Genomic DNA, 22,650 nt, shown 5'->3' on the forward strand with positions numbered 1-22,650 from the left:
GCGCAACACCGGGCTGGTCAGGTCACCGGTCTCGATCAATTCGACCAGCCCCGGGCAAGGCTGGGTAATCACCTGCACATCATTGGCGAAGCGGTCGAGCAAGGCTGCGAACTTGGCACTCTGCAAGGTACCAGTGGTTGCCAGTACACCGACCACGCCCGAACGGGTAGCAGCCGCAGCAGGCTTCACGGCCGGTTCCATGCCCACCAAAGGCCAGGTTGGGTACAACTCGCGCAGGTCTGCTACCGCCGCCACGGTGGCGGTATTGCAGGCCAGCACCATGGCCTTGGCGCCTTGCTCATGGAAGAACCCGGCAATGTGTCGGCAGCGCTGGCGGATATAATCCGGCGACTTCTCGCCGTAAGGCACATGGCCGCAATCGGCCACATACAGCAGCGTCTCGTTGGGCAGCAGGCGCTGGATCTCGGCGAGCACCGACAAGCCGCCGACCCCCGAGTCCATCACGCCGACCGGCGCCGAGCGCTCAGCCATCGCGCTTGCCACAGACAGCACAAGCCGGATCGCGCTTGACGCGCAGCTCGCGGATACGGGTGCCGAGTGCATCGATCAACAGCAGGCGGCCGACCAGCGGCTCGCCGAAGCCGGCCAGCAGCTTCATGGCCTCCAACGCCTGCAGGCTACCCACCAGCCCCACCAGCGGGCCGATGACACCGGCTTCGCTGCAGGTCAGTTCGGCTTCGCTGCCGTGCCCGTACAAGCAGTGGTAGCAAGGGCTGTAGTCACGGCGTGGGTCGAACACCGACAGTTGCCCTTCCAGGCGGATTGCCGCCCCGCTGACCAACGGCTTGCCGGCGGCGACACAGGCCGCATTGACCGCCTCACGGGTAGAGAAGTTGTCGGAGCAGTCCAGCACCAGGTCGACCGCCGCCACGGCGGCCGCAAGCGAATCCTCGTCCAGGGCCTGACGGTGAGCGACCAGGGCGATTTCCGGGTTGATCGCCTGCAGGCGCTGCAAGGCCGAATCGACCTTGGTCATGCCGACGCTGGCACTGTCATGGATCACCTGACGCTGCAGGTTGGTCAGGTCGACGGTGTCGAAGTCCGCCAGGTGCAGCTCCCCCACCCCCGCGGCGGCCAGGTACAGGGCAACCGGGGAGCCCAGGCCACCGAGCCCTACGATCAGCGCCTTGCTCTTCTTAAGCCGCAGCTGGCCGTCGATGTCGATCTGAGCCAGCAATACCTGGCGGCTATAACGCAGCAATTCCTGATCAGTCAGCATGGCAAGCGCCCCAAGGTAATGCGTTCATGGCCGCCCAGGTCCGTGCGGCTGGCCACCTCGACAAAGCCTTGTTCAGCCAGCAAGGCACGTACTGCAGCGGCCTGATCGTAGCCGTGCTCCAGCAGCAGCCAGCCACCCGGCAAAAGGTGCGCGGGGGCTTGCGCGGCGATCACGCGCAAGTCGTCCAGGCCATCGGCACCGGCCACCAGCGCGCTGCTGGGCTCGAAGCGCACATCCCCGGCAACCAGGTGCGGGTCTTCGGCAGCGATGTAGGGCGGGTTGCTGACAATCAGGTCAAAACGCTCGCCGGCCAGGCTGTCGAACCAATGGCTTACCCGCACCTGGGCATTGTCCAGCCCCAGGCGCTGGCGGTTGCGCTCGGCCAGGGCCGCAGCCTCCTCCACCCGGTCCACCGCCGTGACCTGCCAGGCCGGGCGGTCGCTGGCCAGCGCCAGCGCGATGGCACCGGTACCGGTCCCCAGGTCCAGCACCTTGGCTGGCGCAGCGGGTTGCAGTTCAAGGGCCGTCTCGACCAGCAGCTCGGTATCGGGCCGCGGGATAAGGGTATGCGGCGCCACTTCCAGGTCGATCTTCCAGAAGCCCTGCTGCCCAAGGATATAGGCCACAGGCTCACCGCCACGACGGCGCTGCAGGTAGCCGGCATAGGTCTCGGCATCCTCACTGCTGACGATACGCTCAGGCCAGGTGTGCAGGTAACTGCGCGACTTGCCGATGGCAGCAGCCAGCAGCAGTTCGGCATCCAACCGCTCAGAAGGCGATTCGGGCAACTGCGCGTTGCGCAGCAGGCTGGCGATGATAGTCATCAGTCCCCCAGGGCGGCCAGTTGATCGGCCTGATATTCGGCCAGCAGCGGTTCGATCACCGCCTCTACGCCACCGCTGAGGATGTCGTCCAGGGAATACAAGGTCAGGTTGATGCGGTGATCGGTCACCCTGCCCTGTGGATAATTGTAGGTGCGGATGCGTTCGGAACGGTCACCGGAGCCCACCAGTAGCTTGCGCTCACTGGCAATAGCGTTCTGCGCGGCGCTGGTCTGCATGTCGTTCAGCTTGGCCGACAGCCAGGACATGGCGCGGGCGCGGTTCTTGTGCTGCGAGCGCTCTTCCTGGCACTCGACCACGATACCGGTGGGCAAGTGGGTGATACGGATCGCCGAGTCGGTCTTGTTGACGTGCTGGCCGCCGGCACCGGAGGCACGGTAAGTGTCCACGCGCAGGTCGGCCGGGTTGATTTCGATGGCTGCCTGCTCGTCCGGCTCGGGCAGCACCGCGACCGTGCACGCGGAGGTATGGACACGGCCTTGGGATTCAGTCTCGGGCACACGCTGGACGCGGTGTGCGCCGGACTCGAACTTGAGTTTGCCGTAGACGTTCTCACCCTCGACGCGGGCGATGATTTCCTTGTAGCCGCCGTGCTCGCCTTCGTTTTCGGACAAGATCTCCAGCCGCCAGCCGCGTTTCTCGGCGTAGCGCGAATACATGCGGAACAGGTCGCCGGAGAAGATTGCCGCCTCGTCGCCACCGGTACCGGCGCGGATTTCGAGGAACACGTTGCGGCCGTCGTTGGGGTCCTTGGGCAGCAGCATACGCTGCAGCTGCGACTCCAGCGTCAGCAGTTGTTCCTTGGCTTCACGCACTTCTTCCACGGCCATTTCACGCAGGTCCGGGTCACTGTCCTTGAGCAGCGCCTGGGCACCCTCAAGGTCGCCCTGGACTTTGCACCACTCTTTATAAGCAGCGTAGACCGGCTCGACTTCGGCGTATTCGCGGGAATACGCGCGAAAGCGCGTCTGGTCGGAAATGACCTCGGCATCACCGAGCAGTGCGGTGAGTTCTTCGAAGCGGTCCTGGAGAATATCCAGTTTGTTCAGCAGCGACGCTTTCATTGCGGGGATTTGTCCGTCGAGCCCTCGTTGAGGGCAAAGAGTTCCTGGGCCATGGCCAGCGCATCGACGCGCCCCTCGGCCGAGAGCTTTTTCAACTGCACGCTGGGGGCATGCAGGAGTTTGTTGGTCAGGCCCCGGGCCAATTGGGCCAGCACGTCTTCGGGGTTGCCGCCGTTGGCCAGCAGGCGCTGGGCCTTTTGCAGTTCTTCGTCGCGAAGGCGCTCGCTTTGCTGCCGGTAGGCCTTGAGTACATCCACCGCCGCCAGTTCACGCAGGCGCAGCATGAAGTCCTCTGCCCCCACGGTAACCAGCTCTTCGGCGGCCTGGGCTGCGCCCTGGCGGCTCTTGAGGTTTTCCGCCACCACGTCGTGCAGGTCGTCGACGGTGTACAGGTAGACATCGTCCAACTCGCCTACTTCGGTTTCGATGTCGCGTGGTACGGCGATGTCGACCATGAAGATGGGCTTGTGCCGGCGCTGTTTCAGTGCGCTTTCGACCGCGCCCTTGCCCAGGATCGGCAGCTGGCTGGCGGTGGAGCTGATGACGATGTCGCTGTTGGCCAGTTCCTGGGGGATGTCTGCCAGCAGCACCGCATGCGCGCCGAACTGTTCGGCCAGGATGCTGGCTCGCTCCAGGGTACGGTTGGCCACCACGATTCGGCGTACGCCCTGCTCGTGCAAGTGGCGGGCGACCAGGGTGATGGTTTCGCCGGCGCCGATCAGCAAGGCCTGGCTACGGCCCAGGTCGGCGAAGATCTGCTTGGCCAGGCTGACCGCGGCAAACGCCACCGACACCGGGTTTTCGCCGATGGCGGTGTCGGTACGCACCTGCTTGGCGGCACTGAAGGTGGCCTGGAACAGGCGACCGAGCAACGGCCCGACGGTACCGGCTTCGCGGGCCACGGCGTAGGCGGACTTCATCTGGCCGAGGATCTGTGGTTCGCCGAGTACCAGCGAGTCCAGCCCCGAGGCCACGCGCATCATGTGCTTCACGGCATCGTGCTCTTCGTGCACGTAGGCACTGGCACGCAGCTCGTCGAGGCTGAGGCGGTGATAGTCGGCCAGCCATTGCAGCACGGCGTCGGCGGACAGGTGGTCCTGCTCTATATAAAGCTCGCTGCGGTTGCAGGTCGACAGGATCGCCGCTTCGCGGCTGGATGTCAGTCGGCAGAGCTGCTGCAGGGCGTCTACCAGCTGCTCTGGGGTAAACGCCACGCGCTCGCGTACGTCTACCGAGGCAGTCTTATGGTTGATACCAAGTGCAAGAAAGGCCATGCAAGGTCGCTGGTTGTGACGGGAAGCCGATAATTGTCCTCTTTCGCAGGTTTTAGGACAACCACCGTTCGCTATTGTCGTGATAGCCCTGGCCGACCGGGCCCCAAGGCAGCTCTGTCCACAGCCCTCTCGGCAGAGCGCCGCAGCCGATGCAAGCACGAATCCTGTAGGAGCGGGCTTGCCCGCGAAGAGGCCAGGGCAGGCAAAGCGATTATCTCCGGTCCCCCCCCCCGCGCCGCGCTCCTCGACCTGCGCGCTGGTAATGTGACAAATTTCCTACAAAAAACACCTATTAATTAAACTTAGCGATACACCCTTGGCAAAGTTATCCACAACCTTGTAGTCCATTTCCTAAAGTCAGCCCCCCTCTATTGCCTTGCCCAATATCCGTGCCTAGCCTTGCCAATCACTGACCGGGTCAAGTTCCCCATCAGCATCACCCCTGAAAATGATTGCCAAGGAGAGATAAGCATGGCATTTGACGCTTATATAAAAATCGACGACATCGCGGGCGAAGCTCTGGATGAAAAGCACAGCAAATGGATTGAAGTCACCGGTTATGACTTCGGTGTAAGCCAAAGCACTTCCGCCACTGCCAGCTCGGCAGGGGGCGCCACTTCGGGGCGCGCCGAGGTGAGCCACTTCACTTTTACCAAGTTTCTCGACAGCGCCAGTTGCAAGCTCATGGAGGCCAGCTGCGCAGGGCAGCATCTCAAGGAGGTCAAACTCGCACTGTGCCGCGCGGGCGGCGACAAGCTCAAGTATTACGAGATTATTCTCGAAGAAGTGATCATTGCAGACTACACACAGAGTGCTGCCGATGGCGTGCCTGTCGAGGTAGTTCGCCTCGATTACGGAAGGATCAAGACCACCTACACCTTACAGAAGCGTATCGACGGTTCGGGCGGCGGCAATATTGCCGGCGGTTGGGACCGGATCGGCAACAAGAAATACGCGTGAGGTAATTGCCATGACCGAAGCTCGCGCGTTCATCAACCCCAAAATGCAGAACTACCACACACTCAAGGCTGGCCTTGCCCTGAGCGGGCATTCGGCCAGCAAGTTCGATGTACTGAACTCACACATTTACAACAGTGTGGTCAGAAGCGGCGAACTGGTCATTGTCGGTGACTGGTCCACGCCTTCATGTACTAGCCAGGAGGCGTATCTGATGGCAAAGGCTGCCGCTACGCACATGGGGCTAATGCGCAGCGGGCAAGGTGCCGACGAGTTCTTTCTTGAGAACTTCGAGTTGCTGAAGAGCCTGCTCGCCCATGCATCCATGGGTGCAGGCGTGGTCAGCGATGGGTGGAGCAGATACCTGAAGGCCACTCAAGACACGTTGCTGGAAATTGAGAAACTGTATCAGGAGCACATGAGTTCTGGGACGTTCAAAGCGCGCGATCAGTTCTATGCCAAGCGAGCGGCGCTATTTGGGAGGCTGGATGAGCAGTTGAGCAAAATGGCCGCGTTCGGTACGAGCCTGCGAAACCAAGGGTCGATTAAAAGAACCCTTGGCATCTCCACGAAAAGCTATTTGCATACAGGAGAAATTGCAGGGTATGCGGATAAGGTTGCCGGAGTGGGCAAGGCTGCCAACCTGATAAAAAAAGGTACCTATTTAGGCATATCGCTAGAGGTTGCGTCTATTGGATTAGATATTCAGAAGGCATGCACATTAGGGCGGCAAGACGCTTGCAGGAAAGCAGCATATATTGAAGGCGCTTCATTAGCCGGAAGTCTAGGAGGAGCCGCGGGTGGCGCGTATCTGGGTAGCTATGCTATTGAGCAACTTTGTATAGCGATTGGTGTTCCTACAAGAGGCCTCGGCACACTCGCGTGTGCAGTCATTGGGGGGGCGACTGGAGGCATGCTAGTAGGTGATGTCGGCAAAACACAGGGAGCAAGGCTCGGAGAACTTTTGTACGAGGTCTCAGGTGAATGACAAGCACTTTATGGATAATCATCTCTTTTCTTGTTCTGATCTCGCTGCTTTTCAGTGTTTCCGCACTGACCTATATCGCATATCGGCACGTTGAAAGCTTCGAGACGCTTTTGACAAATTGCAAATTCGTACAAGGAAACCGCTCAGCGTACTCTACGGCAGGCGTTTTCGGCAAAACGATGAGACTTTGCATGATAGCAGGAATGCTGTCGACCCCGAATTTTTACCTGCGCCGTAATCTGGCAGATATCTCTGACATAAAAAATTTCCCCCAGAGAACCAAGCGCCTGATCCTCTTTTTCTGGTACCACCTCATGCTCTCAGTGTCATCATTAATCATCTTCGAATGCGTCACAAGATACCTCGAACGAGGCTAGTTCAAAGTGCAAAAGAGGCGAACATCCCCATACCCTCTCGCGGAACAGGCATTCTGAGCCCGAGCCGCACTGCAACGAACCCATGCCTTAGCCTGTTGTCCCACACCTGCACCACCCAGGCTGTAAACCACGACCTTCGCAGGTGGGTTTGCCCCCGCGCTTGTGTCATCATGCTCCGACCGCCGGTGAGTCCTCCTATAAGCCTTTCTATGAACAAACCATACGCATTGCTGCTTGCCTTCGCCCTGCTCCAGGGCTGCCAGAGCCTGGCCCCGCAAAAAGCCGAGCCTCCCGTCGCCGAAGCCGGCAAGGGCGAGGCGGAAAAGCCCGTGGTGTATGGCTCGTTCAAGCAGGACACACTCTATAGCCTGTTGGTAGCCGAGCTGGCCGGCCAGCGCAACCGCTTCGACATCGCCCTGGCCAACTACACCGACCAGGCGGCAAAAACCCAGGACCCTGGGGTTTCCGAGCGCGCCTACCGCATTGCCGAATACCTCGGTGCTGACGAGCCGTCGCTGGACAATGCATTAGTCTGGGCCCGTAACGACCCGCAGAACCTCGACGCCCAACGTGCCGCCGCCATCCAACTGGCCCGCGCTGGCCGCTATGACGACTCCATGGCCTACATGGAAAAGGTTCTACAGGGCCAGGGCGACACCCACTTCGACTTCCTCGCCCTGTCTGCGGCCGAAACCGACCAGAGCACCCGCGACGGCCTGCTGCAAAGCTTCGAGCGCCTGCTGGTGAAATACCCTGACAACGGCCAACTGGTATTCGGCAAGGCCTTGTTGCTGAACCAGGACGGCAAGGCCGAAGAAGCCCTGGAGCTGCTCGAATCGCACCCGGCTCAAAACGGCGAAATTGCCCCGATCCTCCTGCGCGCTCGCCTGTTGCAGGCCCTGGACCGTGGTCCGGAGGCTCTGCCACTGCTGCGCGGCGCAATCCGCGACAACCCGGACGACAAACGCCTGCGCCTGACCTACGCCCGCACCCTGGTCGAACAGGACCGCATCGCCGATGCCAAGGGCGAGTTCCTCAGCCTGGTCCAGCAATACCCCGATGATGACGAACTGCGCTACTCGTTGGCCTTGGTGTGTCTGGAGAACAAAGACTGGGATGAAGCCGAAGGCTACCTGCAGGAATTGATCGAGCGTGAGAGCAACGTCGACGCCGCACACCTGAACCTGGGCCGCATCCGCGAGGAGCGCCACGACCCTGCTGGCGCCCTGCGTGAGTACGCCCTGGTCGGCCCTGGCCCCGACTACTTGCCGGCACAACTGCGCCAGGCCGACATCCTGATCGCCAACGGCCGCAGCAGCGAGGCCTCGCGCCTGCTTGCCGAAGCCCGCGAAGCCCAGCCAGACTACGCCATCCAGCTGTACCTGATCGAATCGGAAAGCTACAGCAACAACAACAAGGACGCCCAGGCCAGCCAGGTGCTGCAGCAAGCCATCCAGCGCTACCCGGACGACCTCAACCTGCTGTACACCCGCGCCATGCTGGCCGAAAAGCGCGACGACCTGGCGCAAATGGAGAAAGACCTGCGCGCCATCATCGCCCGCGAGCCAGAAAACGCCATGGCCCTGAACGCCCTGGGCTACACCCTGGCCGACCGCACCACTCGCTATACCGAAGCCAAGGCACTGATCGACAAAGCCCACCAGCTGACCCCGGACGACCCGGCAGTGCTCGATAGCCTGGGCTGGGTCAGCTACCGCCTGGGCAACCTCGACGCAGCGGAAACCTACCTGCGCCAGGCCTTTGCCAGCTTCCCCGACCACGAAGTGGCCGCTCACCTGGGCGAAGTGCTGTGGGCCAATGGCAAGCGCCGTGAAGCCCGCCAGGTCTGGGCGAAGGGCTTCGAAGCCCAGGCCGACAGCCCCATCCTGCGCAAGACCATTTTGCGCCTGACCGGATCCGAGACTCTTTAACGCCATGTTCCTGCGCCATTGCATCACCTTCACCCTTATCGCCCTGCTGGCCGGCTGTGCCGGCTTCGGTAGCCGAGAAGCCCTGCAGGGTCACGGCGACCCGCAGCAGTGGCGCGCCCATAAAGAACAGCTGAGCAGCCTCGATGGCTGGCAGATCAACGGCAAGGTCGGCATCCGCGCCCCGCGCGACTCCGGCAGCGGCACCCTGTTCTGGCTGCAACGCCAGGACTACTACGACATTCGCCTGGCCGGCCCGCTGGGCCGTGGCGCCGCACGCCTGACCGGGCGCCCAGGTGGCGTGGTGCTCGAAGTGGCCAACCAGGGCCGCTACGAGGCCACAAGCCCCGAAGCCCTGCTTGAAGAACAACTGGGCTGGCAGCTGCCAGTCTCGCACCTGGTCTGGTGGGTGCGCGGCCTGCCTGCCCCCGACAGCAAGAGCAAGCTGACCCTGGATGGTGACAGCCGCCTGGCCAGCCTCGATCAGGATGGCTGGCAGGTACAGTACCTGAGCTACACCGAACAAAACGGTTACTGGCTGCCCGAGCGCCTGAAACTGCACGGCAAGGACCTGGACGTGACCCTGGTGGTCAAGGACTGGCAACCGCGCCAGCTGGGGCACTGACCCTATGCACACGCTCACCCTGCCCGCCCCGGCCAAGCTCAACCTGTGGTTGCACATCATCGGCCGCCGCGCCGACGGTTACCACGAGCTGGAAACGGTGTTCCAGTTCCTCGACCACGGCGACGAACTGAGCTTCGCCCTGCGTGAAGACGGCGTGATCCGCCTGCACACCGAGATCGAGGCCGTCCCCCACGACAGCAACCTGATCGTGCGCGCCGCGCGCAAGCTGCAAGAACAATCAGGCACCGCACTCGGTGCCGATATCTGGCTGACCAAGGTGCTGCCCATGGGCGGCGGCATCGGCGGCGGCAGCTCGGATGCCGCCACCACCCTGCTGGCCCTCGCCCACCTGTGGCAACTGGATTGGGACGAAGACCGCCTGGCCGCACTGGGCCTGAGCCTGGGCGCCGACGTGCCGGTGTTCGTACGCGGCCATGCGGCGTTCGCCCAAGGTGTGGGCGAGCAACTGACACCGGTCGACCCGATCGAGCCCTGGTATGTCGTACTGGTGCCGCAAGTGTCTGTCAGCACAGTAGAAATTTTTTCACATCCACAGTTGACACGTGATTCACTCCCCCTTAAGATGCGCCCCGTTCCCGAGGGAAACAGTCGAAATGACTGCCAACCGGTGGTAGAGCAGAATTACCCAGAAGTTCGCAATGCGTTGAATTCACTGGGGAAATTCACTGAGGCTCGGCTAACCGGCACTGGAAGTTGTGTGTTTGGGGCCTTCCCAAGCAAAGCCGAAGCTGATAAAGTTCTGGCCCTTCTTTCAGCGACCCAAACAGGGTTTGTGGCGAAAGGAAGCAATATTTCGATGTTGCATCGCAAGCTGCAAAGTCTGGTCAAGAAGTCGAGCGCATAAGCGTTCGCAGCAACAGATACAGGGGCGTCGCCAAGCGGTAAGGCAGCAGGTTTTGATCCTGCCATGCGTTGGTTCGAATCCAGCCGCCCCTGCCATTTTCCTTATACTCATCCAGGTATACCCTCAGCCTTCAGGTACTGCGCGTGTCCAAGATGATGGTCTTTACGGGGAACGCTAACCCCGATCTGGCTCGGCGTGTCGTACGTCAGCTGCATATCCCTCTCGGTGACGTCTCTGTCGGTAAATTCTCCGACGGCGAGATCAGCACTGAGATCAATGAAAATGTTCGCGGTAAAGACGTTTTCATTATTCAGCCGACCTGTGCCCCGACCAACGATAATCTGATGGAACTGGTAGTGATGGCCGACGCCTTCCGCCGCTCCTCAGCCTCCCGAATCACCGCCGTGATTCCTTACTTCGGATATGCCCGCCAGGACCGCCGTCCGCGTTCGGCACGTGTAGCCATCAGCGCCAAAGTCGTCGCTGACATGCTCACTGTCGTAGGTATCGACCGTGTACTCACCGTCGACCTGCACGCTGACCAGATCCAAGGCTTCTTCGATATCCCCGTCGACAACATCTACGGCTCGCCCGTACTGGTCGACGACATCGAAGACCAGCGTTTCGAGAACCTGATGATCGTCTCCCCGGACATCGGTGGTGTCGTGCGCGCACGCGCTGTCGCCAAGTCCCTGGGCGTCGACCTGGGTATCATCGACAAACGCCGCGAAAAGGCTAACCACTCCGAGGTTATGCACATCATCGGCGACGTCGAAGGGCGCACTTGCATCCTGGTAGACGACATGGTCGACACCGCCGGCACCCTGTGCCACGCGGCCAAAGCCCTGAAAGAGCACGGCGCTGCCAAGGTTTACGCCTACTGCACGCACCCTGTCCTGTCGGGCCGCGCGATCGAGAACATCGAGAAGTCGGTACTGGACGAGCTGGTGGTGACCAACACCGTACCGCTGTCCGCCGCTGCTCAAGCCTGTGACCGTATCCGCCAGCTGGATATCGCACCGGTTGTCGCTGAAGCGGTACGCCGCATCAGCAACGAAGAATCGATCAGCGCGATGTTCCGCTAAGCGGGACACGTGTTGATGTGAAGCGCCCCGCCCCAACCTGTGTTGGGGCGGGGCTTTTTTGCCATCCCCGTCTGGCGCTGGTCGCAAACGCCATTCGGGAGGCTATTTTGGAGAAACAAAATGACTGACTTCATCCTGAACGCCCAAGCGCGTACTGACCTGGGGAAAGGTGCGAGCCGCCGCCTGCGTCACGCCGCCAGCATCCCTGCCGTTGTTTACGGTGGCGATAAAGAAGCCCAATCCCTGACCATCGTGGCCAAGGAAATCGCCAAACTGTTCGAAAACGAAGCTGCCTACAGCCACGTTATCGAACTGAACGTCGACGGCGCCAAGCAGAACGTCGTGGTCAAGGCCATGCAGCGCCACCCAGCCAAAGGCTTCATCATGCACGCCGACTTCGTTCGCGTCGTTGCTGGCCAGAAGCTGACTGCCAAGGTTCCGGTTCACTTCATCGGTGAAGAAGCCCCGGTCAAGAAAGGCGGCGAGATCTCGCACGTTGTTTCCGAGATCGAAGTTTCCTGCGAAGCCAAAGACCTGCCTGAGTTCATCGAAGTTGACCTGGCCAACGCCGAAGTCGGCACCATCATCCACCTGTCGGACCTGAAAGCTCCGAAAGGCGTAGAGTTCGTCGCTCTGGCCCACGGTGATGACAAAGCTGTTGCCAACGTTCACGCTCCACGCGTTGCTCCAGAAGCAGAAGGCGCTGCCGAGTAATCCACTCGCACGCCGGCGTTGATCGGGTTACAGTGCCGCGCGCACTGTAACCCACCAACTCCAAGGAAGAGCCCCTGACGTGACCGCCATCCAGTTGATCGTTGGCCTGGGTAACCCTGGCCCCGAATACGAACAGACCCGGCATAACGCAGGGGCTCTTTTCGTTGAACGCATTGCCAGCGCCCAGCGAGTTTCGCTGACTGCTGACAAAAAATATTTCGGCCTGACGGCTAAATTCAGCCATCAGGGCAACGACGTTCGTTTGTTGATCCCTACCACCTACATGAACCGCAGCGGTCAGTCCGTGGCGGCCTTGGCCAATTTCTTCCGCATCAAGCCGGAAGCGATCCTGGTGGCACACGACGAACTCGACCTGCCCCCAGGCGTTGCCAAGCTCAAGCGCGGCGGCGGCCATGGTGGGCACAACGGCCTGCGCGACATCATCGCGCAGCTCGGTAACCAGAACGACTTCCACCGCCTGCGGCTTGGCATCGGCCACCCAGGTGACGCCAAACTGGTATCCAACTTCGTCCTGGGCCGCGCGCCGCGCGCCGAGCAGGAGAAGCTCGACGCCAGCATCGATTTTGCCCTCGGCGTGCTGCCGGATGTGCTTGCCGGCGATTTCGCCAAGGCGATGCGCGAGCTGCACAGCCAGAAGGCCTGATTTCCTTTAGAGAGGGGAATACCCATGGGTTTCAATTGCGGCATCGTCGGCCTGCCCAACGTCGGCAAGTCCACCCTGTTCAACGCCCTGACCAAGTCTGGCATCGCGGCGGAGAACTTCCCTTTCTGCACCATCGAGCCAAACAGCGGCATCGTGCCTATGCCCGACGCTCGTTTGGCTGCGCTGGCTGAAATCGTCAAGCCAAACCGCATCCTGCCGACCACCATGGAATTCGTCGACATCGCCGGCCTGGTTGCCGGTGCGTCGAAAGGCGAAGGCCTGGGCAACAAGTTCCTCGCCAACATCCGCGAGACCGACGCCATTGCCCACGTGGTGCGCTGCTTCGAAGACGAGAACGTGATCCACGTTTCCAACAGCGTCGACCCCAAGCGTGACATCGAGATCATCGACCTCGAACTGATCTTCGCCGACCTCGACAGCTGCGAAAAGCAGCTGCAGAAAGTAGCCCGCAACGCCAAAGGCGGCGACAAGGAAGCCTTGGCGCAGAAGGCAATACTGGAAAAGCTGATCCCGCACTTCACCGAAGGCAAGCCTGCACGCAGCCTGATGAAGCACATGGCTGACGACGAAAAAGCTGTCATTCGTGGCTTCCACCTGCTGACCAGCAAGCCGGTGATGTACATCGCCAACGTGGCCGAAGACGGCTTCGACAACAACCCGCACCTGGACGTGGTCAAGGCCATCGCCGAGGAAGAAGGCGCGGTAGTGGTGCCGGTGTGCAACAAGATCGAGGCAGAAATCGCCGAGCTGGAAGACGGTGAAGAGAAGGACATGTTCCTCGAGGCCCTGGGCCTGGAAGAGCCTGGCCTGAACCGCGTGATCCGCGCCGGTTACGAGCTGCTGAACCTGCAGACCTACTTCACTGCCGGCGTGCAGGAAGTACGTGCCTGGACCGTACGCGTAGGTGCCACCGCACCACAAGCCGCAGGCGTGATCCACACCGACTTCGAAAAAGGCTTCATCCGCGCTGAAGTGGTGGCCTATGATGACTTCATCCAGTTCAAGGGTGAAAGCGGTGCCAAGGAAGCCGGTAAATGGCGCTTGGAAGGCAAGGACTACATCGTCAAAGACGGCGACGTGATGCACTTCCGCTTCAACGTCTAAGCGGTAGCCTGCTGCAACCACGAACCCCTTGAGGCCTACGCTTCAAGGGGTTTTGTTTTTCCAGCAGGTAGCAACGGCCAAGGAACGTGACTTGATCTCGCGCATGTGAACCGAGATCACAAATGATGTGCCCCTTCACCGGATATTCATCCCGCATCGTATCCCCCACAGTAGAGCCCGTTGACGCACACCTCACGCGTCTGCCGGGCAACAATCATAAATGCCAGCCCGGCCGCCTCCCCCGCCCCCACAAGAACCAGAACTCCGGCGAAGGCACCTTATCGTCTTGCGATTCTCGAATCCGGAGTACTGAACATGAGCAGATCCAGCACCGGGCTGCATCCCGGCATCCTCACCCTGGCGATCACCGCCTTCGCAATTGGCGTCGCCGAATTCATCATCGTCGGTATTCTGCCGTCGATCTCGACCGCCTTCGCGATCTCCCTCGCTAGCGCCGGCAGCCTGGTTGGGCTGTATGCCCTGGCCTTGGCCATCGGCACACCGTTCATCGTCATCGGCCTGGGCCGCTTCCCGAAAAAAACCGTGCTGATGATGCTGATCGGCGTGTTCCTGCTGGGGAACCTGGTCTCGGCCTTAGCCCCGAATTATCCGATCTTGTTGTTGGGGCGAATCATCACCGCGCTGGCGCACGGCAGCTTCTTCGCCATCGGCGCTACCGTAGCGGCTGGCTTGGCACGTGAAGGCCAGGCCAGCAAGGCGATCGCAGTGATGTTCGCCGGCCTGACCCTGGCGATGGTCATTGGTGTGCCGCTGGGCAGCTACCTTGGCAACGCCCTCGGTTGGCGCCTGCCGTTCTATGCGGTGGCGTTGCTGGCCCTGCTTGCGCTGCTGGCCACCGCAGTTTGGCTACCACGACAACCGGCCAGCAAGGCCGGCAATGCCCTGGGGCAGTTGGCTGCACTGCGCAGCCCGGCGATCTGGGCAATGATGTCGGTCACTGTCCTTGGCTTCGGTGCAAGCTTCTCGGCATTCACCTTCATCACGCCAATCCTGACAGACATCACCGGGTTCTCGGCCAGCAGCGCCAGCGTGCTGCTGCTGGTGTTCGGTGTGGCAACCATGATCGGCAACCTGCTGGGTGGCCGGCTGTCCGATAGCCTGGGCTGGGAACGTACCTTGCGGCTGCTGTTCGGCGTATTGGCGCTGACACTGGTGGCCCTGGCACTGTCGCTACCGTACAAAGTCTTGATGGTGATCACCGTGTTCGTCTGGGGCATCGTTGCCTTCGGCATGACTCCAGCGTTTCAGACCGGCATGTTGTCCACTGCCCGCTTGCATACGCCAAAGGCGGTGGACTTCGCTTCGGGATTGAACATCTCAGCATTCAACCTGGGCATCACCCTGGGCGAACGGGCAGGTAGCGTGCTAGTGGAAAACGGCCAACTGGCGCTCACCCCCTGGGCTGGTGTGGCTGCCGCCTTACTGGTGAACCTGCCGCTGGCCTGGTTGCTGTGGCGCCGGAAAGTGACCATGGCGGCTTGATAGTCGGCGATAACTGACGTCAAAGTATGCTGCGAATAGTTCCACCCTCCACCCGCATCGCCATCCCATTGAGAGCGGGCGATGCGGCCAGGTGCACCACACTGCGGGCCACCTCCTCCGGCTCGATCATGCGACGGATCAACGAGGTAGGCTCGGTCTGGTCGAAGTAATCAGCCACCACCTGCTGGGCGCTGATGCCTTTTTCCTCCGCGATCTCGGCATGGTAACGGCGCACCGCCTCAGTGCTGGTAGGCCCCGGCAGGATGCTGTTGACCCGCACCGCAGTTCCCTTGGTCAGTTCGGCCAAGGCACGGGATACGCCTAACAGGCAAGACTTCATGGCACCGTAGTGGACCATCCACGGCTGCGGCTTGACACCCGACTCACTGCTGATGAACACCACCGAGCCCTCGCCCGCGGCCAGCATCTCGGCCAGCACCAGGCGAGTCATGCGCACCGCCGTCATGACGTTCACGTCGAAATAGCGAAACCACTGCGCGTCGTCCGTCTCGAAGAAGTCGCGCACCTCGAAGATGCCGACACAGTTGATCAAGTAATCGATGGGGCCGTTGTGCCGCGCCTGCTCGACAAGGCGCTCGGCAATACCCGGTTGGGTCAGATCGCCGGCCAGACCGCTGCAGCGAGGGCCGAGGGCTTCGCAAGCTTCGGCAACCATTGCCTCAGTCAACCCACTGACTACCACATGAGCGCCCTCGTCCAGGAAGCACTGGGCAATGGCCTTGCCGATACCCGTGGCGCCGCCGGTGATCAGGACATTCTTGCCGACCAGTTGGTAATCCATGATGCCGTACCTTTTGTAGTTGTTCTTGCCAGGAATCTATTACGAATCGGCGTGACAGCCGTATTCACTTCCCGTGCAAACACCATTCAGCAAATGTTGATACGAATCGACGTCACAAGAGTTGTGCGTGGCTAGCGGCTGGTCGCGCCTTCGGCAAGTTCTTACCGTAGGCCTGCAACACAGATGCTTACCTCCACTCATCAATAAGAAAGGTCCACGATGAAAATCTTCATTACCGGCGCTTCAGGCTACATCGGTGGCTCGGTAGCCAAGTACCTGGCAGACGCCGGGCACGAGGTCACCGGCCTGATCCGTGATCCTGCCAAACGCGATGCCCTGCAAGCCTTGGGCATCACCCCAGTACTGGGCACCCTGGATGACACCTACATCCTCACCCAGCAAGCCCAGGCCGCCGACGCCGTGGTGCACACCGCCGATTCCGACCACCGGGCCAGCGTCGAGACCTTCATCAACGCCCTTCGTGGCAGCGGTAAACCGTTCATCCACACTTCTGGCTCCAGCGTGGTCGGCGACGACGCGCGCGGTGCCTACGAGCGGGAGGCAATCTTCACCGACGAGACGCCGTTCGAGCCGATGGACATCCGTCGTGACCGTGTGGCGATCAACCAACGCGTGCGCAATGCCGGCGTGGAGCTGGGCATCCGCGCCATTGTGTTCTGCCCGACCATGATCTACGGCGATGCACTGGGCCTACCGACCGCCAGCGACCAGTTGCCCAAGCTGCTGGCCAAGTCGCGCCAGTTCAGCGCTGGTGCTTACCTAGGCGAGGGCGTACACCGGTGGTCCAACGTACACATTGAGGACCTTGCCGAGTTGTATCGACTGGCCTTGGAAAAGGCACCTTCGGCGTCGTTGTTCTTTGCCGAGAACGGCGAGGCTTCGTTCATCGAGATCGCGACTTCCATCAGCCACGCACTAGGTTACGAAGGGCGTATCGAGAGCTGGCCGGCGGACGAGGCGATTGCCGAGCTAGGTGACTGGGCCCGCTTTGCGATTGGCTCAAACAGCCGCGTACGGGCGGTAAATGCGCGACAGTTGCTGGGCTGGCAGCCCAAGCGTGAGTCAATTCACCAGTGGCTGCGCACGACCAGCGTGCATTGGTAAGACAACCGGTTTAGTCAGCCCCCCACTTACAGGCAAACCGGATCGCGATCGGGCGAGTGCGGGCCCCCCCCACACCCGCCCCACTACTGCCTCACTTCCACCAATACTCCACCTGCACCCCGAAGTTACTGCCATGCAGCGCATTGCCGAAAGCACCGCTTTCAGACAGCGCCGAGCCCGCCGCACTCTCATTGGCGGCGCGCTGAGCGGCATGGTTCCAGCGTGCATGGGTGTAGTAAAGGCGTACCTCCGGTCGCTGCCAGAAGCCCGGCCCTGCCGGTGACCACGTGGGCGCGACGGTGATCTTGGTCAGCTTGCGTGTGCCGCCGGGGGCATCGATCTGGTCGCGGCCAAGCTCCGTGATCAGCTTGAAATGGTCGCCGAATGCGTACACTGGGCGCACGCCCAGCGACAGCCAGTCCTGGTCATTTCCATCAGGGCGACGGTCCTTCTGGTAGACCACCTGGAACTGCCCACCGAAACGCGGCGTCAGTTGCCAGTCGAAGTACTCCACTGCACGCCAGCTCTGGTTGCCGTTGTCCAGGGTAGGGTCACCGGTGTATCCCAAGGCAGTGCCGGGGCCACGGCCGTATTGCAGGGCGAAGGTGTTCAACCCGCCGAAAATGCCCCGCTGCTTGTGCTGCGCCGCCACTGACCACCCGCTGTGAGCACCGCGGCTGTCGGGCCGTTGCAGATAACTCACGCCGAACTCCAGCTCTCCCCCCGAGTTGCTCTTGAAGCCACCGACATTGAAATCGTGGCGGTTGATGTAGGGCTCCTGAAACAGGTTGTCCTTGCGCGAGAACACATAGCTGTACCTAAGGTCGCCAATGGCCACTTCGTCAACGCCAAAGCCTGTGGCGCTCTGGTTCCAGTAGAAATAGTCGGAGATGTGAATGTCGTTACGTCGGTAGTAGCGCCGGCCGGCCCAGAACGCGCCACCATTGAGTACCGGCATGTCGCGCCACTGGGCGTACATCTGCACCATTCGAGAATAGCCGTGCTCGCCTGTAAACCGTGGAGTGTGGCCATAGCCTGCGAACAGCTGGGCCATACCCACCACACTCAAAGTCGAGCCGTCGCCAGGCTTGATCAGGTCTTGAGCCAATTGCAGTTCGGCGAGCTGTTCACACTCGTTGCCCAAGCGGTACTTCGAGGGTGAGCCGGGAAGCTGAAAGCAGCTCTGGCTGCCGCCGCTGGAGGCGCCGCCGGCACCGGTTCGGAGGTAGCCCGTGAACTCCAGGGCATAAGCCGGCAGTACGAGGGTAGCCAGGGACGCCCCGGCAAGGGTGGTGAGGAACTTCAGTTTCATGGTGGTGCTCCGCTTTGTTGTTTTTTTGTTGCGGGCGATCAGTTTTCTGCGGGCGACAGCCGTCCACGGCAAGGGCGTCAGACACGCGCTCACCCGCCGCGCGATCGCGGCGAAAAAAAGGTTTATTGGGGTTCTGTTGAAGTTGTCAGTCGCAGGAAAGGCTCAGCAGGCCAGCCCTGCCGAGTGTGCCCAACACACCCCTACAGACGTCGAGATGGTCGCCGTAGGAGCGTGCTGGCACTGCAGTGGGTGAACTGCAGCTGCAGGTTAGTCGATCAACTCTCTCGCCACGCTCTCGATGCCTTCGGCATCCAGCTTGTAGTGACGATAGAGGTGGGTAGGCGGCGCGATCAGGCTGTACTCGTCATAGATGCCATGACGGCGGATGCGCGTGCCAATGCCAGCCTCGGCGATCACCTCGCACACAGCGCCCCCCAGGCCACCGATGATGTTGTGCTCCTCGACGGTAAGGATCGCCCGGCTTTGGCGCGCCACGCGCAAAACAGCCTCCACATCCAGCGGTTTGACCGTGGTCATGTCCAGTACCCCCACCGAACGCCCCTGGGCATTGAGCGCCTTGGCCGCCTGCAGTGCCGGGTGCACAGTCGAGCCTGTGGCGATGATGGTCAGCTCGTCACCGGTAAGCAACGTGGTGGCCTTACCAAACTCGAACACAGGTTCTTCTTCGTACACCACCGGGTCACGCCCGCGCTGGATGCGGAAGTAGATCGGCTGCGGGTGATTGGCCGAGGCCTTGATCGCGGCCTTGAGCTGGTTGGCATCGGCCGGTGCGACGATGGTGATGTCAGCAATCGCGCGCATGATCGCCAGGTCTTCGGTGGCATGGTGCGAGGTTCCATAGAAGCCCAGGGATATCCCGGCGTGGTGGCCAATCAGGCGCACCGGTAGCGCCGAGTAAGCGACATCCATGCGGATCTGCTCGCAGCACAAAAGCGGCAAGAACGAAGCAAAGGTGGCCACGAACGGCTTCATGCCGACCGCAGCCATACCGGCGGCGCACGACACCATGTTCTGCTCGGAGATACCGAACTGCACGAAGCGCTCCGGATGAAACTGAGCGAATTTGGCCAGGCCGTTGGAGTATTGAAGGTCCGCAGTACCAGCGACCACCGGTTCGCCCTGCTCGACCAACGCCAGCAAAGCATCGGACAACGCATCCAGGCCAGGCGTTTGGGTATTGAGGGCACGGTACTGCCAGGAGTTGGGGGACAGGGGGGCAGTATTCATGATCAGATCACCTTGCTCTTGATTTCGTCGATGGCGCGTTGCGCGTCTTCAGGGTCCAGGTAGCCCAGGTGCCAGCCAGGTTCCGTCTCCATATACGAGACGCCTTTACCTTTGAGGGTCTGGGCAATGATGCACACCGGCTTCTCACGGCCCTTTTCAGCCTTGATGCGCCGCAACAGAGGGGTCAGCGCGGCCAGGTCGTGGCCATCGACGTCGTAGACCTCCCAGCCGAACGCACGCCATTTGTCAGCCAGTGGCTCGACACCAATCACATCGTCAACGCTGCCATCGAGCTGGAAACCGTTGCGATCGACGATCGCCACCAGGTTGCCTACCTTGTGATGCGAGGCGGCCATGGCCGCTTCCCACACCTGGCCCTCCTGCATTTCACCGTCGCCGACCATGACAAACGTAGTGAAGTCCTGGCCGAGCATGCGCCCGGCCATCGCCATGCCCAAACCGCCCGACAGTGCATGGCCGATGGAGCCTGAGGAGAAGTCCACGCCGGGCACCTTGCGCATGTCCGGGTGGTCACCCAGCGGGTTGCCCAGGCGGGTGTAGCCGTCGAGGATCTCCTTGTCGAAGAAGCCCCACTCCACCAGCACCGGGAACAGGCCCACGGCGGCGTGGCCCTTGCCCATCATGAAGCGGTCGCGCAGCGGCCACTTGGGCTCGCCATGCCGCAGGGACATCACGTCGTAGTAAAGCGCGGCGAACAGCTCGGCCGCGGAAAACACCGAAGTGTAATGGCCAACCTTGGCAATCTCGATGAGGCGGATGGTTTCCAGGCGGATGAACTGCGCCTTTTCACGCAGGCGCGCCAGCTCGCTGGGCGTGAGCGCGTATTCGTCGGTGTTGCTCGGATCAACTGCTAGGGTCATGTTGCACCTTGGATCGGTAAACGTTCTGAAGGCATCAGTCAGGCGCTGACGGCCATGGCTGCATCGAGACGCGGCTGCATGTAACGGCTCAGTCGTGGCATCACTTCACGGGCGGTCAATTCCATCGAACGGCGCCACAAGGCCTCGTCATCCCATTCGTGGAAAGTGGTCATCAGGGTGCCGAACGGGCCGGTCCGCTCACTGAAGGCGACCAATTGCTCGACCACGCTGTCGGCATCCCCGTAAATCACCATCTCGCGGATGCAGTGATCGACCGTGACCTCGGCGTCAGTCATGTCAGGGCGGGTCTTGAAGATCTGCATGTAGTTGTTGCTGGCGAGGTTATCGATCATGTACTCGAAGTAACGCCGCAGGGTGCAGTTCGGATCAGCCAGGTAATCCTCGGCCTGGGCCTTGGAGTCTGCGACGAATACCGAGCGCGCCACGCGCCAGTTGCGCGGGTCGGCCTGGTGGCCGGCCTCCTCGGCACCCTTGAGGTAAGCCTGCCAGTGCGACGCTACCGTGGCGGTCGGGTTGAAGTTCGCGGACATCAGGTCCCAGTCCTTGCTGCCGGCCAGTTTCGCAGTGCTGGAGAACGGGCTCATGGCGGTCGTGGCAGGGCGCGGGAACGGATGCTGGAACGGCTTGGGCATGTAGCCGATCTCCAGCTCATGATTGACCGTATTCACCAGCGACACATCGAAGTACTCGCCAGAGAACTGGTAGGGTGCATTGCTGCTCCAGATCTTGCGGATCATCTCGTAGCACTCGACCATCATCCGGCCACGGTCCTTGCCGTTACTGCCATACACTTCAAAGTCGGAGGCCAACCCCCCTGGGCCGATACCCATGATGAAGCGGCCGCGGCTCATGTGGTCGAACATGGCAGCATCGGCGGCAATGCGCGCCGGGTGGTGGTGCGGCAAGTTGAGCACACCGGTGCACAGCTTGATGCGCTGAGTCAGCGGGATCAGTGCGGACATGAACTGCAGGGCGTTGGTAATCGGCTCGGTGCGCTGCGAGGTGTGCTCGCCGATCCACATTTCGTCGTAGCCGACCTGATCGGCGTGGACGACACAGGCTATGTCCTGGTCGTACATTTCATGGTAGTCCCAGCCCTTGTGGTGCAGAGGCTGCATGAACATCGCGAGTTTCATGATGGTTCTCCTTTATCAGGCGATAGCGTGCCCAGGCACCCACACAGGCGCCTTGGCGGTAGGGCGAGGGCGTCAGCTGCCGTGCAGCAGCCAGCCGCCGTCGACCGTGATGTCGGTGCCGGTGAGGTACGAGGCCAGGGGCGAAGCCAGGAACAACGCTACGTTGGCGATTTCGTATGGCTCCCCGGGGCGGCCCAGAGGGATGTTTTCCAGCACACGGTTGTGCTGGTGCTGGCGGAACAATTCAGGTTCCAGGTTGCCCGGTGTCGCGGTCAGCCCGGGCGAGATCGAGTTGACCCGGATGCAATGACGGCTCAGGTCCTTGGCCAAGCTGCGAGTCATGGCCAGGATCGCGCCCTTGCTGGTGTCGTAGGTCACATGGTTGGCCATTGGTCGATGACCGCACACCGACGACAGGTTGATGATGCTGCCGCCCTCCCCGTGTCGGCGGATCTGCGCCTGGGCGCACTGGGCGCCGAAAAATGCGGCGCGGGTGTTGATTGCCTGCATGCGATCCCAAAAGCCCTCGTCCACCTCGTCGATGGCCTTGAGTGGGTAGATGCCAGCGTTGTTCACCCAGATGCGCAGCCTGCCCTGCCCACTCGCTTCGGTCGCTAGCCGTTCGATCTGCGCACGGCAGCTGACATCGGTAGCGACGAAGTGCACGGCCAAGCCTTCGTCCATCAGCTCATCGGTGCGCTCGCGGGCCAGGCTGCCGATCACCACGCGCGCACCGGCCTGGGCCAGGCGCCGGGAAATGTCCAGGCCGATGCCAGAGCTGCCTCCGGTGACCACTGCCACTTGGCCGTCCAGGTCCAGCAGGCTCTCGAACGGCGTCTCGGGAAGGTGCTGGTATTCGATAGCGTCCATCGGC

22 protein-coding genes and 1 tRNA gene are annotated in these 22,650 nt (G+C 61.4%); 12 read left to right on the forward strand and 11 right to left on the reverse strand.

Annotated features, from left to right (window positions below; all coding sequences use genetic code 11):
* The 5 genes from murI to hemA form a co-directional block, all read right to left on the reverse strand.
* The coding region (gene murI, locus APH42_RS04700; protein WP_082421377.1) for a glutamate racemase at nucleotides 1-492 on the reverse strand (492 nt) is incomplete at its 3' end.
* Entirely contained in the window at nucleotides 485-1,240 is a 756-nt protein-coding gene (locus tag APH42_RS04705; protein ID WP_012270487.1) for a molybdopterin-synthase adenylyltransferase MoeB, read from the reverse strand. The genes APH42_RS04705 and murI, both read right to left, overlap by 8 nt.
* The gene (prmC, locus tag APH42_RS04710) at nucleotides 1,234-2,064 is read right to left on the reverse strand and encodes a peptide chain release factor N(5)-glutamine methyltransferase (RefSeq protein WP_012270486.1); all 831 of its coding nucleotides are present in this window, start codon (nucleotides 2,062-2,064) and stop codon (nucleotides 1,234-1,236) included. Before prmC ends, APH42_RS04705 begins: the two co-directional genes overlap by 7 nt.
* Nucleotides 2,064-3,146: a peptide chain release factor 1 gene (prfA, locus tag APH42_RS04715; protein ID WP_012270485.1), complete on the reverse strand. Its 1,083-nt coding sequence runs from the start codon at nucleotides 3,144-3,146 to the stop codon at nucleotides 2,064-2,066. The genes prmC and prfA overlap by 1 nt, the downstream gene beginning before the upstream one ends.
* Nucleotides 3,143-4,420 (reverse strand): glutamyl-tRNA reductase, encoded by a 1,278-nt coding sequence (gene hemA / locus APH42_RS04720; RefSeq protein WP_012270484.1) that lies wholly within the window; start codon nucleotides 4,418-4,420, stop codon nucleotides 3,143-3,145. Before hemA ends, prfA begins: the two co-directional genes overlap by 4 nt.
* Nucleotides 4,421-4,891: 471 nt before the next feature.
* On the opposite strand from hemA, the gene APH42_RS04725 reads away from it, so the two are divergent.
* The 11 genes from APH42_RS04725 to APH42_RS04780 all read left to right on the forward strand — a co-directional run bounded on the left by APH42_RS04725 (nucleotide 4,892) and on the right by APH42_RS04780 (nucleotide 15,251).
* Nucleotides 4,892-5,380 (forward strand): type VI secretion system tube protein Hcp, encoded by a 489-nt coding sequence (locus APH42_RS04725; protein ID WP_012270483.1) that lies wholly within the window; start codon nucleotides 4,892-4,894, stop codon nucleotides 5,378-5,380.
* Nucleotides 5,381-5,390: 10 nt separating this feature from the next.
* The gene (locus APH42_RS04730) at nucleotides 5,391-6,365 is read left to right on the forward strand and encodes a hypothetical protein (protein ID WP_060492846.1); all 975 of its coding nucleotides are present in this window, start codon (nucleotides 5,391-5,393) and stop codon (nucleotides 6,363-6,365) included.
* 586 nt (nucleotides 6,366-6,951) lie between these two features.
* Entirely contained in the window at nucleotides 6,952-8,673 is a 1,722-nt protein-coding gene (locus APH42_RS04740) for a tetratricopeptide repeat protein (protein WP_060492847.1), read from the forward strand.
* Between the two features lie 4 nt (nucleotides 8,674-8,677).
* Nucleotides 8,678-9,295 carry a lipoprotein insertase outer membrane protein LolB gene (gene lolB / locus APH42_RS04745; protein WP_012270479.1) on the forward strand — a complete coding sequence of 206 codons (618 nt, stop codon included), beginning with the start codon at nucleotides 8,678-8,680 and terminating at the stop codon, nucleotides 9,293-9,295.
* Between the two features lie 4 nt (nucleotides 9,296-9,299).
* Complete coding sequence (ispE, locus tag APH42_RS04750) at nucleotides 9,300-10,160, forward strand: 4-(cytidine 5'-diphospho)-2-C-methyl-D-erythritol kinase (protein ID WP_012270478.1); 861 nt, start codon at nucleotides 9,300-9,302, stop codon at nucleotides 10,158-10,160.
* A gap of 20 nt (nucleotides 10,161-10,180) precedes the next feature.
* Nucleotides 10,181-10,255: transfer RNA gene (locus APH42_RS04755), tRNA-Gln, on the forward strand.
* Nucleotides 10,256-10,303: 48 nt separating this feature from the next.
* Entirely contained in the window at nucleotides 10,304-11,245 is a 942-nt protein-coding gene (locus APH42_RS04760; protein WP_003247410.1) for a ribose-phosphate pyrophosphokinase, read from the forward strand.
* A gap of 120 nt (nucleotides 11,246-11,365) precedes the next feature.
* The gene (locus tag APH42_RS04765; protein WP_012270477.1) at nucleotides 11,366-11,959 is read left to right on the forward strand and encodes a 50S ribosomal protein L25/general stress protein Ctc; all 594 of its coding nucleotides are present in this window, start codon (nucleotides 11,366-11,368) and stop codon (nucleotides 11,957-11,959) included.
* Between the two features lie 79 nt (nucleotides 11,960-12,038).
* Nucleotides 12,039-12,623 carry an aminoacyl-tRNA hydrolase gene (gene pth, locus APH42_RS04770; protein ID WP_012270476.1) on the forward strand — a complete coding sequence of 195 codons (585 nt, stop codon included), beginning with the start codon at nucleotides 12,039-12,041 and terminating at the stop codon, nucleotides 12,621-12,623.
* Nucleotides 12,624-12,647: 24 nt separating this feature from the next.
* The gene (gene ychF, locus APH42_RS04775; protein ID WP_012270475.1) at nucleotides 12,648-13,748 is read left to right on the forward strand and encodes a redox-regulated ATPase YchF; all 1,101 of its coding nucleotides are present in this window, start codon (nucleotides 12,648-12,650) and stop codon (nucleotides 13,746-13,748) included.
* A 315-nt stretch (nucleotides 13,749-14,063) separates the two neighbouring features.
* Nucleotides 14,064-15,251 (forward strand): MFS transporter, encoded by a 1,188-nt coding sequence (locus tag APH42_RS04780; protein ID WP_060492848.1) that lies wholly within the window; start codon nucleotides 14,064-14,066, stop codon nucleotides 15,249-15,251.
* Between the two features lie 19 nt (nucleotides 15,252-15,270).
* Here the strand turns inward: APH42_RS04780 and APH42_RS04785 are convergent, their stop codons facing one another.
* A complete protein-coding gene (locus APH42_RS04785; protein WP_060492849.1) occupies nucleotides 15,271-16,053 on the reverse strand; it encodes an SDR family NAD(P)-dependent oxidoreductase in 783 nt (260 codons plus the stop codon).
* Between the two features lie 219 nt (nucleotides 16,054-16,272).
* On the opposite strand from APH42_RS04785, the gene APH42_RS04790 reads away from it, so the two are divergent.
* On the forward strand, nucleotides 16,273-17,178 hold the full coding sequence (locus tag APH42_RS04790) for an NAD-dependent epimerase/dehydratase family protein (protein WP_060492850.1): 906 nt from the start codon (nucleotides 16,273-16,275) through the stop codon (nucleotides 17,176-17,178).
* Between the two features lie 91 nt (nucleotides 17,179-17,269).
* Here APH42_RS04790 and APH42_RS04795 read toward each other — a convergent pair whose 3' ends face one another.
* The 5 genes from APH42_RS04795 to APH42_RS04820 all read right to left on the reverse strand — a co-directional run bounded on the left by APH42_RS04795 (nucleotide 17,270) and on the right by APH42_RS04820 (nucleotide 22,646).
* The gene (locus APH42_RS04795; protein ID WP_060492851.1) at nucleotides 17,270-18,490 is read right to left on the reverse strand and encodes a carbohydrate porin; all 1,221 of its coding nucleotides are present in this window, start codon (nucleotides 18,488-18,490) and stop codon (nucleotides 17,270-17,272) included.
* Between the two features lie 267 nt (nucleotides 18,491-18,757).
* Nucleotides 18,758-19,738 (reverse strand): transketolase family protein, encoded by a 981-nt coding sequence (locus tag APH42_RS04805; protein WP_060492853.1) that lies wholly within the window; start codon nucleotides 19,736-19,738, stop codon nucleotides 18,758-18,760.
* 2 nt (nucleotides 19,739-19,740) lie between these two features.
* Nucleotides 19,741-20,619 (reverse strand): transketolase, encoded by an 879-nt coding sequence (locus APH42_RS04810; protein WP_060492854.1) that lies wholly within the window; start codon nucleotides 20,617-20,619, stop codon nucleotides 19,741-19,743.
* 38 nt (nucleotides 20,620-20,657) lie between these two features.
* Nucleotides 20,658-21,776 carry an LLM class flavin-dependent oxidoreductase gene (locus APH42_RS04815; protein WP_060492855.1) on the reverse strand — a complete coding sequence of 373 codons (1,119 nt, stop codon included), beginning with the start codon at nucleotides 21,774-21,776 and terminating at the stop codon, nucleotides 20,658-20,660.
* A gap of 72 nt (nucleotides 21,777-21,848) precedes the next feature.
* Nucleotides 21,849-22,646, reverse strand: a complete 798-nt coding sequence (locus APH42_RS04820) for an SDR family NAD(P)-dependent oxidoreductase (protein WP_060492856.1) — start codon at nucleotides 22,644-22,646, stop codon at nucleotides 21,849-21,851.
* Nucleotides 22,647-22,650 lie beyond the last annotated feature (4 nt).

This window comes from Pseudomonas sp. NBRC 111140, from assembly GCF_001320885.1.
In the GTDB taxonomy this organism is placed as follows: Bacteria; Pseudomonadota; Gammaproteobacteria; order Pseudomonadales; family Pseudomonadaceae; genus Aquipseudomonas; species Aquipseudomonas putida_P.

Coding starts and splice junctions, on each gene's coding strand:
- APH42_RS04765 (WP_012270477.1), top strand. CDS start 11,366: ATGACTGACTTCATCCTGAACGCCCAAGCGCGTACTGACCTGGGGAAA.
- APH42_RS04730 (WP_060492846.1), top strand. CDS start 5,391: ATGACCGAAGCTCGCGCGTTCATCAACCCCAAAATGCAGAACTACCAC.
- ispE (WP_012270478.1), top strand. CDS start 9,300: ATGCACACGCTCACCCTGCCCGCCCCGGCCAAGCTCAACCTGTGGTTG.
- APH42_RS04820 (WP_060492856.1), bottom strand. CDS start 22,646: ATGGACGCTATCGAATACCAGCACCTTCCCGAGACGCCGTTCGAGAGC.
- APH42_RS04815 (WP_060492855.1), bottom strand. CDS start 21,776: ATGAAACTCGCGATGTTCATGCAGCCTCTGCACCACAAGGGCTGGGAC.
- APH42_RS04785 (WP_060492849.1), bottom strand. CDS start 16,053: ATGGATTACCAACTGGTCGGCAAGAATGTCCTGATCACCGGCGGCGCC.
- prfA (WP_012270485.1), bottom strand. CDS start 3,146: ATGAAAGCGTCGCTGCTGAACAAACTGGATATTCTCCAGGACCGCTTC.
- lolB (WP_012270479.1), top strand. CDS start 8,678: ATGTTCCTGCGCCATTGCATCACCTTCACCCTTATCGCCCTGCTGGCC.
- hemA (WP_012270484.1), bottom strand. CDS start 4,420: ATGGCCTTTCTTGCACTTGGTATCAACCATAAGACTGCCTCGGTAGAC.
- APH42_RS04795 (WP_060492851.1), bottom strand. CDS start 18,490: ATGAAACTGAAGTTCCTCACCACCCTTGCCGGGGCGTCCCTGGCTACC.
- APH42_RS04805 (WP_060492853.1), bottom strand. CDS start 19,738: ATGAATACTGCCCCCCTGTCCCCCAACTCCTGGCAGTACCGTGCCCTC.
- prmC (WP_012270486.1), bottom strand. CDS start 2,064: ATGACTATCATCGCCAGCCTGCTGCGCAACGCGCAGTTGCCCGAATCG.
- APH42_RS04705 (WP_012270487.1), bottom strand. CDS start 1,240: ATGCTGACTGATCAGGAATTGCTGCGTTATAGCCGCCAGGTATTGCTG.
- APH42_RS04725 (WP_012270483.1), top strand. CDS start 4,892: ATGGCATTTGACGCTTATATAAAAATCGACGACATCGCGGGCGAAGCT.
- ychF (WP_012270475.1), top strand. CDS start 12,648: ATGGGTTTCAATTGCGGCATCGTCGGCCTGCCCAACGTCGGCAAGTCC.
- APH42_RS04810 (WP_060492854.1), bottom strand. CDS start 20,619: ATGACCCTAGCAGTTGATCCGAGCAACACCGACGAATACGCGCTCACG.
- APH42_RS04740 (WP_060492847.1), top strand. CDS start 6,952: ATGAACAAACCATACGCATTGCTGCTTGCCTTCGCCCTGCTCCAGGGC.
- APH42_RS04790 (WP_060492850.1), top strand. CDS start 16,273: ATGAAAATCTTCATTACCGGCGCTTCAGGCTACATCGGTGGCTCGGTA.
- APH42_RS04780 (WP_060492848.1), top strand. CDS start 14,064: ATGAGCAGATCCAGCACCGGGCTGCATCCCGGCATCCTCACCCTGGCG.